This window comes from Xanthocytophaga flava (genome assembly GCF_030068545.1).
GTDB classification, from domain to species: Bacteria; Bacteroidota; Bacteroidia; order Cytophagales; family 172606-1; genus Xanthocytophaga; species Xanthocytophaga flava.
Genome location: NZ_JASJOR010000017.1, coordinates 18858 through 33438, shown reverse-complemented (window position 1 = coordinate 33438; position 14581 = coordinate 18858). Strand labels below are relative to the sequence as shown.

Here is a 14581-nt window from a genome sequence, read left to right as displayed (position 1 = left end):
ACTGTCTTATTTTGATTTGCCTGTTGAGTCCTGAGTTGATCCGGGTACTACTACCATTCCTTCGTTGAGTGCATCGATGCGATTGAGAGCCACCTTTTCACCTGCTTTTAATCCTGTCTTCAGGATGTAATTGTTGTCCGACTTTCCGGCAATTTCAATAGGCTTCATCGTTATCTTATTGCTGTCTGCCAGTGTAAAGACAAAATACTTGTTCTGAATATCCTTTACGCTGGACATAGGAACCGTCAGTGAAGAGGGAAGTGTCTTTTTCAGAATAATTTTACCCGAACCTCCCGAACGCAGTAGCTTATCAGGATTCGGGAAAACGGCCTTTAAGGGTATGCTTCCTGTGGTGCGATCAATATTTCCACTGGCAATTTCCAATTTGCCTTTGTGGTCATACAGCGTTCCATCAGCTATAATGAGTTCGACGGTATTGATGCCTTCATCTGCTTTTCTGTCTTTCACAAACGATATAAAATCCGCTTCACTCAGAGAGAAGTATACAAACACATGGCTGATCTCAGAAAGCGTAGTTAATGGTGTAATATCTGCCGGAGTTACCAGATTGCCGATACGATTAGGTATTCTGCCAATATAACCGCTGACAGGAGCTTTGATAAGACTAAAAGCTGCATTAATCTCTGAAGAACCTAATGCAGCACGAGCTTGCGCTACCTGTGCCTGAGCAGAGGCATAATTGGCTTCAGCAGTTTGTAACTGAAGTTGAGAGACTACCTTTCCAGCCACCAGAGGTTTTATTTTTTCCAGTTCAATACGAGCATTCTCCTCTGCCGCTAACGCTGCTTTGAGAGATGCCTGGCTGTTGTTAACCTGTTGGTTATAGACATCGCCTTTGATACGAAAAAGAGATTGCCCTTTCTGTACAAAATCCCCTTCACTCACATAGATCTGATCCAGATACCCAGTCACCTGAGCTTTGATATCGACATTGACTGAGCCTTCTATCGAACCAGGATATTTCTTTTCTACATGAGCTGTTGCAGGCTGCACTTCCAGAAAATCAACGTCAGTAGGAGGGGCTTGGGTTTGCTGTTCATTATTTCCACAAGCCAATAACAGAACAGATAAGGATGTAAATAGAATAAGTTTTCTGGTTTTACTTTGTTGAGCAAGAAGTTGCATCGTTTTGTTGGGTTGATTTCTTTTACAAAAAAAGGAAAACAACCTGGGAGGTAAAGACCAAAAGTAACCGAACCGTAAATATTTACTTCTGAAACGATGATAGCCTGAACCGAATCATTGGGGTTATTCTAACTCATAACTTCTTTCATTTTTAGTGACTTTAATGGAGAATATACCAGTTTGAATAGAACCGGTTTGGGTATCTGTAGAACGCTGTCAAGTAGATAAAGCGTTTTTTTCTGTTCAGTATTGATTTTCTAGTCTTACTCTTTTAGTCAGCCTGAAAAGACTTCACTTCCTTCCTGTCCTGACAGCCTCCTTTGCTGTTCTTCTGTAAGGATGGGTGTCTGTATGAAAGGAGAGGCAGGAATGTTTCTTTCCGCAGGTGTTTTCTGATTGCTTTTACCTTAAAAAGAACAAAGCCTACACTCGGAACGTGTAGGCTTTGTTGTGTTTGAAGTTTCAGATCGAATTACATCCGAATTTATTTGTGCTTCCTGTTTTAACAGAAAGATTATTATTTCTTCTGCTGGGAAAGGAAAGTAACCAGAGATGCAAATTCCTCATAGGATAAAGCGTTGGCTAAACCTGGAGGCATCATAGAAGTTTCCATTTCCTTGCGACTTAGAATATCAGCTGTTTTCAGGGTATACACCTGTCCTGCAATATCACGTAATACAAGTCGTGTAGACGATTCTTCAGTCACAAATCCGGTATAGCTCTTATTTCCTTTAGCCGTGATAAAGACAGTTGCAAAGCCCTGTGAAATAGAGGCATTGGGCTTGAGTATGGATTCTGCAATCTGTTCCCGATTCATAATCGAGCCGATCTGTCCCATAAAAGGCCCTTTCATAGTTTCACTTTTGCTTAGACTGTGACAGGCAATGCAACCCTGCTGGGTAAACAATGTTTTACCTAACGCTGCATTTCCATCTATCTTTGCCAGGGCAAGCATTACATCTTCGATAGAAGATTCACCAATCTGCCCCTTCTTGTTCTTAATCTTTTCCAAATCTACCTTCACCTCTTCTTTAGCTGCAACAATTTCTTCTACACCTAATTCAGGTATTTCAAGTCGAAGACGACTGTTTAGATCTGTAAAAAATTGTTTGTCACTGGTTTTGTTCCATTCTTCTAACAATACTTTTTTGATGGGTTCAGACCCTTCCCAGTCAATGGCTTTGTAATATGGTCCATGTGTATCCGGACGCGTACTCCACCACCAAGAGCCATCATATGGAGCTTCTTTTTTGTAAAGCCGACCCAATGTGATCAATATATTTTTCTTCAGTGCAGCATCAGAGGTACGGTTATAAGCGGTAATCAAACCAGCAACAGCTTTTTGGTCATGCATATAACGCAATGCCCATAGGGCAAGTGTTGAATTGTCAGATCCAATAGCGTTTATACAGGCCTCTACAGCATGCAGATTCACCAGCGAACGTACTGCCAAGTGGGCAGGAACGATTGCAGAATTAGGAGTTGCATGAGGTCCTTCTGTGTTTAATGCAGGGGCAACAAACGACGCAGGAACCTTTACCTTTAGTAAGGCCTGTGCTGCCTCTGGCTTATTTAAACGACCTAATCCAATAATAGAAGCTATCTGTATACGAGGGTTAGAATCATTTAGTCCCGTCAGAAATGGCTCAACAGGCACCTGTGAGAGAATAGGCTGACGGTCTGCCAAGGCTCGTAGCGCAAATTCTGCAACCTCTTTGTCTTCGGTAAGTTTGACCAGTTTAGCAATTCCTTCTGCACCACTTGCCTGAGCATAGGTATAAATCCCAGCTACCCGGCTATCCAGTGAAAGTTTATTGTTCGAAGCAATTTTCCAGGCAATGGATGACGCTTTTTTTGCTGAGCGGGCAATCAGTTCTTGTTGTGCTGCCAGACGTGCTACACCACTACCGGTTGCCAGCAAAGTAGAAAGTTGTTTGAAAGATGCTTTTTTGACATCAGTGAAAGGCTTATAACTCCAATTTTTTGGGATAACTCTGGTAACAAAACCTTTGGATGGACTCCCCGAATATCCAGCACCATCCCAGGCAGAAAGATATACCCTTCCGGATGCATCTATGTCCACATCGGTAATCTGAGGTATCTTTATAAATTCTTCTTCTTTTTGTGTAAAGCTGGCAGCATCTGGTGTAAGCCTGTGAATATAAAGCTGGCTTCTTCCCCAGTCGGCCATCATAGGGACATGGTTGTATTTTTCTGGCCAGGAAGGATCGTCCATATACAACGCTCCCGTACCTGAACCTCCTCCTACATCAATCAAAGCAGGAATGATTTCATCTGTAAAATGTTTGAAAAGAGCAGGATACCCATACTCTCCAGATTGAATGTGGTGACTAAACCGTATATTCCAGCCTCCTCCATCATTGGTATTGTCCCGTGTGAATGTATTCATATAGGGATCAATGGCGACATCATATATATTTCGGGTTCCATGGGTATAGATTTCAAACTCAGAACCATTAGGTCGTACCCGTGCAATTCCACCCCCAAGCATAGTCAGTTGCTTTCCAGTTCGGTCAGTTGCATTATGAAAGCCAAAGTCCCCTACGGCAATATAAATCCAACCATCGATACCCATACGGATACCATTAGTTGCGTGATCTGTTCCCCGATTTTGTAGAAAGGTAGGGTTACTGATATGTTGTATGACAGGTTTAGAAGGACCATCTGCTACACCATCCTGGTTTTTATCCTCAAAAACCACCAGGTCCATACCGGTAGCCACCTTGTTTTCCTTTGAAAATACTGTATGAAGTACAAATACCTGATCTCCCTGAATGAGGATGCCTCGGGGATTGTCGACTTCAGCAAAGACAGAATGCTGATCTACTTTTCCATCGTTGTTGGTATCTGTTAACTTTACGATACTGCCTTTGCCTGGTTCTTTCCCTAGTGAACCCATTTTATCTACCCCTACATATACCTCTCCTGTTGGGGCTACTGCCAGACAGGCAGGACTAGGAGTAAGATCTGGTCCGGTAAAAAGAGTAACATTCAAATCTTCAGGCCAGGTAGATGTATTTAGTAAGGAATCTCTTCTCTGTGCATTTGGGTCTTGAGCTTGTAAGGATAAATTTTCTGGTTGAGAAGAAGGTGTTTCAGTAAGTGTGCCGGAAAGTAATAAAGCAATAGTAAAAAAGGGTAATGTAAACTTTAGCATATTCAATACTAGCAAGTGATTGGTAAGAAATTATAAAAGATTTTCGAGTAGTCAATAGAGGCAACTTTACTCATACAAGATTCAATATATAAATATTGACGGTTTAATCTTTGAATAAGACAAAATTAAATCTTTGTAGTAAACTAGTCAGGGGGGTAATTCGTCAAAAAGAGGGGGGAATTGACTAAAGATGATGTTATACCAATACTACTATAGATAAATACAAGTGCTATTTACTTTAACACCTTTGGTAAAAAAAGAAATACCCTAACCAGATAAAAGCAAAGTTGGTAGCTTGGGTCAGGAAAAGTTATAAGAAGGTCTCAGAAAAATTGAGTCTGTTAACTCAACTAAAATGGCCAGAGCTAAATAAGCTTAGCGAATAGAATGATTTCAAAAGTCCTGATCAATACATCATAAGCACTAAAAGTCCATCCAGCTTTTTAGCTGAGTTGCTTTTTCTCTACTTACAAGAATTTCTGTGTCTGGATCGTTTTTGATATCTACTTTCAGTTTACCATTAAAGTAATTGTGTATCCTGTAAATGGCATCTATATGGACAATAAATTGTCTGTTGGCTCTGAAAAAAGTTTTGGGATTGAGTTGTTGTTCCAGATCTTCCAGTGTTTGAGGAACTATCTCTTCTGTGCCATTGTGCAACCTGGCCCTGGTTATCTTTGCCTCAGAATAAAAATAGGCTACATCACTGACCAAAACCGACTTATACCCATCTTTATAAGGCAATAAAAACCGGTTTCTGAATTCTTTTTGCTGAAAAAAGTTAACTAACCCTTCCAGCGACTTTGGATTTGTACTTCCTGACAATGATTCCAGTTTCTCGAATGCAGCTTGCAACTCTTCCTCTTCTACTGGCTTTAATACATAATCTATACTATTGTACTTAAAGGCTCTTACTGCATATTCATCATAGGCAGTGGTAAATATGATCGGACTGTTTAGCTTGATTTTATCAAATATTTCAAAACTTAATCCATCCGCTAACCGTATGTCCATCATCACCACATCAGGCTGGGGATTTTCATTGAACCAGGCTACACTATCTGCTACACTGTCTAAAATAGCTGCTACCTCAGCTTTTGGGCGTATTATTTTAAGTAAACGTTTTAGCCTGCCTGCATTCGGTTGCTCATCCTCCAATATGACGATGGTGTTGATCATAATTTTATCAGTGATAGGATTACTTTAAAAGAAACATCGTCTTGTACAATTCTGGGTTCCTGTACTGATAGGAGATTGTATCGCCGGATAATGTTCCGGATACCTATACCTGAGGAATCCAGCGGCTTCTCAATAGGCAGAAAAGAGTTTTCGACAATCAGTTCTTGTTTATCATTGTTGTATATCCGGATTTTTAAGGGATCTTTTTTGCTGGTCTTATTGTGTTTCAAGGCATTTTCAACAAGTAACTGTAAGGTGAGGGGAGGCATATGTAAGTTTCGAAGTTCTTTGTCTACATCAATGTCAAAATGTACCCCTTCGCCAACCCGATGTTCGATAAGAAACATATAAGAATTCAGAAATTTCAATTCGTCTTCCAGTGAAATAAGATCTTTTTTGGAGTTTACTAATAGGTACCGATAAATACGGGAGAAGTTTTCTGCATACTCATACCCAAGCTGCTGATCTTCTAGAATCATCTCCGAAAGAACACTCAGATTGTTAAATACAAAGTGAGGATCAATCTGTAACTTCAACGACTGTAACTCAGCTTCCATTGCCACTTGATTTAGTTCAGCAGACCGTATAGCCTCATTTTTCCAGTTTACAATAAGGTAGTTCCCTGTATTGATTCCCATAATCATGAAAGCGATCATAATACTTACCATTATCCATTGCAACATACCTCGCGTTTGTTCAATAGATATCTCTGGAGTTATGACTGAAGTCTCATCACTGCTGATGGAAGAGCAAAGGAAATTTATTATCAAATTAATGAGAAGAACTGTAAGTAAAGTCAATCCTGTTTCCACAATGAGGCGTCGACCTGCAAACTGTGTCCATGATATACGTTTGTTTAGTTCACTACTGATACGAATACTTGATTCTGAAATCAGAAAGCAGAATACAAGTGAGATCAGACATTCCTCCAGGACTTCCCGCCAGCTACGTACAAAGAAGTTTGGCCAGTAGGAGGAATAGGGATCTATGATATAGGAAACCAGATATAGCAATACAAAAGCAAATACTGTAAATAGGATTCGCTTTCCATTATTATTTAAGAAGGTATCTCTTTCTTTCCCCATTGTGTAAAATCTCACAGTAAGGCCTCTGCTTTGCCAGATTTGGATAAATCTACAAGAGCCATAAGCACCAATCTATCTCTTTAACTAGACAAAGTTGATAAGTATATCCCAAAGACTTTTCTTTTTTTTACCTAAACGTTGTTTTTAGGTACTGAATATTCGGATTTGCTTACTGAATCATAGAGACAGAATATACTTTACTTCTGATCCGATGTGCCCAGTGGATCAACAAAACGTTTGTCCACCAAAAAAGTAGGGTCTGTGAGGGTTTTCAGGAAAGCGATAATCTTCTTTTTTTCGTTTTCTGTGACTGGAATACCCATTTGCTCATTTTGGGTAAGTAACGGGTCCAGTGTTGGAGAAATTTTAACCCCTGATGTATAGTGATTGAGAACAGATTGTAAGGTGCGAAACCGTCCATCATGCATATAAGGACTTGTTCGTTCTACATTACGAAGAGAAGGAACTTTGAACTTGCCTTTGTCAGTTGAATTGCCAGTAATCAATTCCCGCCCATAATCTGTCGGGATTTCATCCAGTCCATTGTTTCGATAGGAGTGATCTGTAAACAAGTCTGTTGTATGGCAACTGGCACATTTTTGTTTAAATAATTGTAATCCTGCTTTTTCCTCCTTTGTAAATTCTACTCCATGTTCATGACGGATATAGTTGTCATACCGGGAGTTGGAAGATATTAAAAGGCCCGTAAACTGTGCCAGTGCACGCAACATCAGATCAGACGTAATAGTGTCTGTATTGAAAACTGTCTTAAACTGCTTTTTGTAGGTAGGATTAGTATTCAGTTTCTGGAGAATGCTTACCAATGTTTCATCCATCTCCTGGGTATTCTCAATAGCATTTAAGGGTACCAGATCAATATGACTTACTCCACCATCCCAAAAAAACTCAGATTGAAAGGCCAGATTCTGAATAGCTGGTGTATTACGAAATCCTAGTTTGTCATTAATGCCATGACTCACATCATGCCCATGATCGGCAAACGCAAACATTTGTCTGTGACACGTACCACAGGAAACAGTGCCTGTTCTGGAAAGCCGGGGTTCGTAAAACAATAACCGGCCAAGTTCAAACCCTTCCTTAGTAATAAGATTATCCTTAAAAGCAAAGACAGGATCAGGGAAGTTAGCAGGGACATTTAATGCATAGGGATCTACAGGTTTTACCTTTGGTTGATCGCTACAACTGCCGAGAAGCATGCTATTGATACAAACCAGTACACAATACAATTGGACTATGCGAAAGGGTAGTGGTTTCATTTTAACGAGCTTTGGATTTAACAGTGATCATTGCAAATATATTCCATTTATGGTTTCTTACATACATTGCTTCTGAAGCAAACATTTTTCAGTTGATTATAAGTTTAAGTTCCCGATTCAATATCTTCGGGGAAATGGATTTCATACAAGATCATTTCAGCAGGATTCTCGTTTGATTTTTCGCAAGATAACCAGATGCGTGAGTTCTGGCTCTGTTAGTAGCTTCTTGTTTTTATTTTTATCTTTACTTCATGCAAACCCTTTTTGTTCAATACGTTTCTCTTATTCTGATTATTCTGGCACTAGTCATGCTTGCCAACAAGCTTCGTTTGGCATACCCTATTGTACTGGTTTTGGGAGGGCTGGCCCTAAGTTTTACAAAAGCATTTTCACATGTTGTCATAGACCCGGAACTGATCTTTTTTATTTTTCTGCCTCCATTACTCTATGAGGCGGCCTGGCAAACATCCTGGAAAGAATTCTGGCGCTGGAGACGTGTAATTACCAGTTTCGCTTTTCCGATTGTGATTCTTACTTCCTGTGTAGTGGCATTTGCTTCTTATTTACTTATTCCAGGTTTTACACTTGCATTGGGCTTTTTGTTGGGAGGTATTGTTTCCCCTCCGGATGCAATCTCCGCTACAACGATTATGCGTCAGGTGAAAGTACCCCGATCGCTGGTTAGTATTATTGAAGGGGAAAGTCTTCTGAATGATGCATCCTCTTTGGTTGTATTTCGCTTTGCATTGGTTGCCGTTACTACAGGACAATTTTATTTTTCCGAAGCTATAGGTAGCTTTTTCCTGGTGATTATATTAGGAACACTCATAGGATTGGTAATCGGATTGGTTTTCTATGCCATTTATGTGTGGTTACCTACCACACCCAGTATAGAGGTTGTGTTAAGTTTGCTTGCTCCCTACTGTATGTATTACTTTGCTGAGCATTTTCACTATTCAGGGGTTTTAGCTGTCGTTGCCGGAGGACTCTTATTATCCAATAGACGTCAGAATATGCTTACCTATCAGGGACGTGTGCAAAGTCCCAATGTATGGTCAACAATAGGTTTTGTTCTTAATGGGTTAGTATTTTTACTTATAGGACTTCAGTTACCTGCTATTACCAGCCAGATCAAAGAAGTAAGTTTGGGTCAGGCTATCTGGTACGGGTTAGCCATTTCGCTGGTATTAATTATCACAAGACTTCTGTGTTCACTGGGCGCTTCTCTTTTTACCAGATTCATGAAGCATTTTATTACTGTGGCTGATCCGAACCCAGGGTGGAAAATACCTATTATTTTCGGATGGGCTGGGATGCGGGGTGTTGTGTCACTTGCTGCAGCGCTGTCTGTTCCTCTACTTCTCGATAAAACTCACCCATTTCCTTATCGTGATCTGATATTGTTTATCACCTTTATTGTTATTCTGGTAACTCTTGTTTTTCAGGGAATGACTATGCCCTGGATAATCCGGAAAGTCAATCCGGAAGACCGGTATACCACCATTCCTGAATCCCGACAGGAGATTATTATTCAGAAAAAAATGGCAATGGCCTCTTTACAGTTTTTAGAAGAGCAATACAGTGATCAGTTGCCTTTGAATGAGCATATCAATAATCTGTATGCCCGATTAAAGTTAGATCTGGCCTTTTTCAACCAGGAATTGAACGAATCAGAAGATTCAAAAGAGAATCCTTTGAAGAGTTTTCAGCGTATTTACCTGGAGATACTCCAAACGCAAAGAGATTACCTTCATCAGATGAATCAACGGGCAGAATTTGACGAAGAGCTGATCCGGAAATATCTTTCATTGATAGATTTGGAAGAAATGAAGGTTCGGGAGAAGTTATTGCAGGAAGCAGATGTGTGATAAGACTATTTTAGCCTTCTGATATTATTTTTCTTTTATGGATCAGTATTTAGAAAAGGTTAGGTTTTTAAATTGTCAAAATGAGATAAGAATTTATTTTTTTCTTTTGATCTGCCTCCTCTCCTCCTGTACGAATTATCAGGATTCAAAAACGGATGAAGTTATTTGTAACAGTGAATATGACAAAGAATTAGATAAGGAAATAGTCACTCATCCAGATCAAAGACCATATTATCCAGGAGGCAATGGGGAGATGCTCCGTTTTGTTTTTTATAATTGGAAAGATATAACTGAAGGTAAATTTCAACCTTATCTTGAGTCGGAATTAATTATAAGTGAGAAAGGACATATTTTAGGGGTAACTCCCAGGAAATCAGAAAAAGCGCCACAAGTATCTTACAATATGCTATCACACAACTACTTACGAGGGGAATTTTGTATTTAAGCTCTTATTCTGGCTTGTAACTTAGTAAATTTCTGAGTTCTTCTTCGAAGGCTTCTCGTGGCATAGTCTCTATAAAATTAAATTCACCCTGAAAATTGAAGTGCTTCCAGGCAACGGTTGAACTATGACCGATAGCCTCTTCCAGTTGCTTGCGTTCTTGTGAAGATGCTTTGATTAACTGTTTGGTCAGATACAGGTAGTTCCAACAGATCACTACATTCATCACTAAGCGTTTACATTGGTCGGCTATTTGTAAGTCCTGTAAACTGGCATGTGGGAGAATACCATTAGTCCCATAACTAACCGCACTAGCCAGGGCATGTATGCTTTCAATTTTATTTAATTGCCCATCTACTCGCTGACGAAGGTTTTCATCATCCATATACTCAAGCAGGTATAGGCTACGAATTACCTTTCCTAACTCGTTTAAGGCACTGTACAAAGGATTTTGTAAGGCAGAGGAGGTCAGTCTTTTCAATACCTGTGAAGGTTTAGTGTATTTTAGTTTTATACTCACAGCCAGTCGTAAGATTTCATCCCATTGTTTCTCAATCAGTGACAGATTAATATCCTTCCCTTCTTTAATCAGGTACTGTCTGTGATCCTCAACAGATAGAGATTCCAGCCCATAAAAATTGAGTTTGCTAAAACCTTTTATACGGGGTTGAAACAGGATTCCTAACAAATACGAAAGAGCAAAGATTGGAGTAGTTGCCCCATCGGTATCGGTAGAATGGAAGTCGGATTGTACCACCTCATTGTGCATTAATCCATCAAAAATATACCATGCCTCTTTATTTTTTGCAGAAAATACAGTTGATGAAAATATGTTATGACTTTCATTAATAAAGCTATAGATCGTTACTCCTTTCTCTTTTCCAAAGTATTTATACGAATAATTGGCATGAATAGAATCCAGCGCCACACTGTATTTTTGTCCATCACTAGAAGTATGCACTTTATCGGACTGCTTTCTAAACAAGCGACTGATGCCAAGCTTTTCGATTAATGCACTGACATGATCATTGGCTTTGACCAGATTTTCCTTAAAAAAATAGGTATTCACCATGGTTTCCAGACTACTCTGGTTAATGTCTTTGGAAGATTTTGCAATTCTACTTAAAGAAAGATTGCAGCCATAGGCAATGATAGCAGCCATCACCAAACGTTCATTTAAAGTAGACTTCTCAGAATCAGGCTTGTAGGAGCGAAAATCTTTTAAGAAGTGACAGCTTCGATTAATGGTGACAAGCGCTTCGTAAATAGAGATTAACCGATCTTTGGGATATAGATCTACTTCCTCTTTTTCCTGCTTTTGAGTAGGAATACGGAAACGTAAGGTGTCATCCTTTCGTTTGACAACCCATAGATTCTCTCCATTGCTGATACGGGAAAAGGTATGTTCATACTGAGCCGCTAGTTGAGTTTGCAAATCCTGTTTTACAGTAGGCCAACACTCCATTGTTCTTAGATTTGCCCGCTGCAGAAGGGTTTGCTTATTTGATTGCCACTCCTGAAAGGGAATCAAGTAATTGTTAATTGATTTATGAAGATGAGAGTGAGGAAGGGTTATGAATCCGGCCCTAAGTGCTCGATGCAGATGGCGAAATAAGAGTGATTTGTATAGGCTTACTTTTATTTTCCCTTCCTGATCAATCACTGCTTTCCGCTCGGATGATTTAAGAAACCCGGTTGGGGCTTTTGGCGTGATTTGTCCATTGCTTTTCTGAAAGAATTCAACCGCCTCCAGTAAATGGGTTTCTGACTGAGCTGCTTCCCACTGTAAGTGTCTGACAAGGTCAGAAACTTTTAGCTGCAGACGTTGTGATCCCTGAGTGATATGCTGATAATAATCTTCATTTTTGATTTGGCCTTTGGTCTGTTGATAAAGCTCTAGGACCTGAGGGAGCGATGCAAGAAAAGAGCTTGTTTCCGGGTTTTGTAAAATATGAGAAAAATGAGCTAGTTTCTCCGTTTCGGTCAGGGTAAAATTGAATAAAATATCCTGTAAGAGTTGAATACTTTTTCCTGTGCTCAGGTAACTGGCCAGGATAGTATCTAGTTGAGTCAGGCTTCTTTCATGGGTTAGAAGTCGTTCTTCTTTATAGGCTTTTTCACATTGATTGATATTCTGCTCTACCAAAGTCCGAAACGTCTCGGTGAGAAGATCGGTAAGATGAAAATACTCCGATTTAATAAAGCAGATTAAAAGCAGATATCTATCATTCCATTCTTTGACTTGATAGCTATGGCTTCTTTTAACATAGCGGGCATACTCTTCTACTAAATTATCTCCAATCGTAAGCAGATTAAGGATAGGTAAAAGCTCCAGGTAAAGCTTTTTGAGATAGAGAAAATGGACTACGTTTTCCCGAACGGCTTTTTGTCTAATTAGTTCCGGATTATTTTTTAATCGGGTTAACCGGTAAGGACTCGTTTTCGTTGTTTCTTGTTGTAAATCAGCTTGTTTTTCTAGTAATTCATCCAGACTTTTCCTGAGTTGTGGCGTTAATTGTTGATCTACTACTGTTAAAAGATTATTGCGTAAGATGCTATATGCCTGATTAATGATAATAGCGAATGTGGTATAAGAAGGAAGTTGAATGCGGTGTTCCCGGATAAAGGAAGCCAAGGCAGCAAACACTAGTTGTCGCTTTTGTAAGTGGCTGACTAGTTGCAGAGCCTCCTGTTCACAAAGCAGGCGAGCCTCTCCTGTAAAAGGCAAAACATGACACTGACGTAAAATCTCTTCCTGATGACGCCTTCGGGTAGCATCCGCATAGTCTCTTATTTGGACTGATCCTACCTGTAAGATACGTTGAGTAATAAAACTAATATCTCCTTTGCGAAAAGTAATAGGTTTAAAAAAGCGGCCAGTTGCTTTAAAATAGCCTAACTGGAGGATAAATCCAACTTTATTGACTGATGAGCTTAACCCCGATACTATATTTTCTGCCCACGGAGGTAATGAAAAAAAATGTTTTCTGAGCTGGTAATCTAAAACAGGTGGTGTATCGAATTCTTTTTGAGAACTCTGATCAATCACATCTTTATAATAAGCCATTATGGATCTTTTAAAATAACCAAAATTAAATGAATTATAGTAAAAGAGGTACTATCCACCTAGCAGAGTCCTACCAATGTATCCATGCGTTTGACATTCAGGCTAGTATAGGCCTTCAATAACAGTCTTGTCAAAAGCAGATTTAAATTTATAAAATGCTGAGTGTAATAATAATAATGGTTGGCAACAGGAAAAATAGCCCTAATAAACTGCTTCTTTTGTAAAGTACAACGATAGCCCTATTAGTTGAATCAGGCCAATCGTCAGGGCAAGTGAATAGGAATATCCAAAATAAAGCCAGGTCAGTTCAAATCCGTTTAGTTGGTTTGCTACTTTATCGGAGTTGGCCATAGGCAAACTAAACTGAATTCTAAAAACTTTACTAAACCCATAAACAGAAACATTATAAACAATCCATTAACAGATGATGTTCTGAATCCAAACATGATGGTAATCGCTGTAAATTTTGTTTTTTCTTTCTCTGTTTTGCCAGATAATGGCCCAAAATAGGACCGCCAACATTCCCGCTAGAAAAGTAAAGATTATGACCAGGTTGAGCAGTGAGCCTACAGGTAGAGATGCAGGAAAAAGTCAGCCTTTTCCTAATAATACAACTCAATGGGGACTATCTACTTCATAATACCCTGCAATGAGACAAACTACCTATTTGTCTTCTTTGAGAGATGACAGGCAAAGCTGGGTTATTACATATTTACATTTTTACTACTTCGCTTAACTGCTTCGCTTAGGAGAACTAAATTAAGTAAAATTAACCATATTAAGAAGCCATTTCTCTTACCATAGGCAGATGATAGGGATCCTTTAAATACTGCGATCCCCAGTTATCCATCGTCCGGATTACTGGCATTAAAGACTCTCCAATCTCGGTTAGGAAATACTCTACCTTTAACGGTAGTTCAGCATATACTACCCGCCGAAGGACACCGTGCTCTTCAAGCTCTTTGAGTTGCTGGTTGAGAACCCGTCGGGTTGCTTTTGGATTGAGACGTTGCAATTGGCTGGGTCTTCGATAGCCCTGACTGATATTAAAGATCAGGCAGGGTTTCCATTTACCACCAATAATATCCATGATCATAGACATGCCACAGGTGAGGTCTTTGGGTATTTTCCGCTCTTGCATACAGATTAATTTAGTCAGCGCAAATTTAGCTATAAGAATGTACTTACTTATCATATAGGGCTAATTTTATCCCTATATGATAAGTAAGTACGTAATTGTATCAATGTAAGCTTTGCTATACGTTTGCATCACTATTCGTTTGCATCACTATTCGATTGCATCACTATTCGATTGCATCACTATTCGATTAAAATAACC

Annotated in this window: 10 protein-coding genes; 2 read left to right on the top strand and 8 right to left on the bottom strand. The window is 39.4% G+C overall.

What is annotated here, in order from left to right:
* Positions 1-6: 6 nt before the first annotated feature.
* The 5 genes from QNI15_RS22880 to QNI15_RS22860 form a co-directional block, all read right to left on the bottom strand.
* On the bottom strand, positions 7-1146 hold the full coding sequence (locus QNI15_RS22880; protein WP_314033721.1) for an efflux RND transporter periplasmic adaptor subunit: 1140 nt from the start codon (positions 1144-1146) through the stop codon (positions 7-9).
* Between the two features lie 517 nt (positions 1147-1663).
* The gene (locus QNI15_RS22875) at positions 1664-4324 is read right to left on the bottom strand and encodes a DUF7133 domain-containing protein (RefSeq protein WP_313994931.1); all 2661 of its coding nucleotides are present in this window, start codon (positions 4322-4324) and stop codon (positions 1664-1666) included.
* A gap of 423 nt (positions 4325-4747) precedes the next feature.
* Positions 4748-5503, bottom strand: a complete 756-nt coding sequence (locus QNI15_RS22870) for a LytR/AlgR family response regulator transcription factor (protein WP_313994928.1) — start codon at positions 5501-5503, stop codon at positions 4748-4750.
* The gene (locus tag QNI15_RS22865; protein ID WP_313994925.1) at positions 5500-6588 is read right to left on the bottom strand and encodes a sensor histidine kinase; all 1089 of its coding nucleotides are present in this window, start codon (positions 6586-6588) and stop codon (positions 5500-5502) included. The genes QNI15_RS22870 and QNI15_RS22865 overlap by 4 nt, the downstream gene beginning before the upstream one ends.
* 197 nt (positions 6589-6785) lie before the next feature.
* Positions 6786-7865 (bottom strand): cytochrome-c peroxidase, encoded by a 1080-nt coding sequence (locus QNI15_RS22860; RefSeq protein WP_313994922.1) that lies wholly within the window; start codon positions 7863-7865, stop codon positions 6786-6788.
* Positions 7866-8116: 251 nt separating this feature from the next.
* On the opposite strand from QNI15_RS22860, the gene QNI15_RS22855 reads away from it, so the two are divergent.
* Positions 8117-9733: a Na+/H+ antiporter gene (locus QNI15_RS22855; RefSeq protein ID WP_313994919.1), complete on the top strand. Its 1617-nt coding sequence runs from the start codon at positions 8117-8119 to the stop codon at positions 9731-9733.
* Positions 9734-9770: 37 nt separating this feature from the next.
* Entirely contained in the window at positions 9771-10178 is a 408-nt protein-coding gene (locus tag QNI15_RS22850) for a hypothetical protein (protein WP_314033719.1), read from the top strand.
* 4 nt (positions 10179-10182) lie between these two features.
* On the opposite strand, the gene QNI15_RS22845 is transcribed toward QNI15_RS22850, so the two are convergent.
* From QNI15_RS22845 to QNI15_RS22835, 3 genes are all read right to left on the bottom strand, one after another.
* On the bottom strand, positions 10183-13242 hold the full coding sequence (locus QNI15_RS22845; protein ID WP_314033717.1) for a Tn3 family transposase: 3060 nt from the start codon (positions 13240-13242) through the stop codon (positions 10183-10185).
* 201 nt (positions 13243-13443) lie between these two features.
* Positions 13444-13593, bottom strand: a complete 150-nt coding sequence (locus QNI15_RS22840) for a hypothetical protein (protein ID WP_314033715.1) — start codon at positions 13591-13593, stop codon at positions 13444-13446.
* A gap of 427 nt (positions 13594-14020) precedes the next feature.
* Entirely contained in the window at positions 14021-14383 is a 363-nt protein-coding gene (locus tag QNI15_RS22835; RefSeq protein WP_314004556.1) for a winged helix-turn-helix transcriptional regulator, read from the bottom strand.
* Between the last annotated feature and the right edge of the window lie 198 nt (positions 14384-14581).

What these genes read in the sequence shown, in the direction of transcription:
- QNI15_RS22840 (WP_314033715.1), bottom strand. Translation starts at nt 13,593, where the DNA reads ATGGCCAACTCCGATAAAGTAGCAAACCAACTAAACGGATTTGAACTG.
- QNI15_RS22855 (WP_313994919.1), top strand. Translation starts at nt 8,117, where the DNA reads ATGCAAACCCTTTTTGTTCAATACGTTTCTCTTATTCTGATTATTCTG.
- QNI15_RS22865 (WP_313994925.1), bottom strand. Translation starts at nt 6,588, where the DNA reads ATGGGGAAAGAAAGAGATACCTTCTTAAATAATAATGGAAAGCGAATC.
- QNI15_RS22870 (WP_313994928.1), bottom strand. Translation starts at nt 5,503, where the DNA reads ATGATCAACACCATCGTCATATTGGAGGATGAGCAACCGAATGCAGGC.
- QNI15_RS22845 (WP_314033717.1), bottom strand. Translation starts at nt 13,242, where the DNA reads ATGGCTTATTATAAAGATGTGATTGATCAGAGTTCTCAAAAAGAATTC.
- QNI15_RS22880 (WP_314033721.1), bottom strand. Translation starts at nt 1,146, where the DNA reads ATGCAACTTCTTGCTCAACAAAGTAAAACCAGAAAACTTATTCTATTT.
- QNI15_RS22875 (WP_313994931.1), bottom strand. Translation starts at nt 4,324, where the DNA reads ATGCTAAAGTTTACATTACCCTTTTTTACTATTGCTTTATTACTTTCC.
- QNI15_RS22850 (WP_314033719.1), top strand. Translation starts at nt 9,771, where the DNA reads ATGGATCAGTATTTAGAAAAGGTTAGGTTTTTAAATTGTCAAAATGAG.
- QNI15_RS22860 (WP_313994922.1), bottom strand. Translation starts at nt 7,865, where the DNA reads ATGAAACCACTACCCTTTCGCATAGTCCAATTGTATTGTGTACTGGTT.
- QNI15_RS22835 (WP_314004556.1), bottom strand. Translation starts at nt 14,383, where the DNA reads ATGCAAGAGCGGAAAATACCCAAAGACCTCACCTGTGGCATGTCTATG.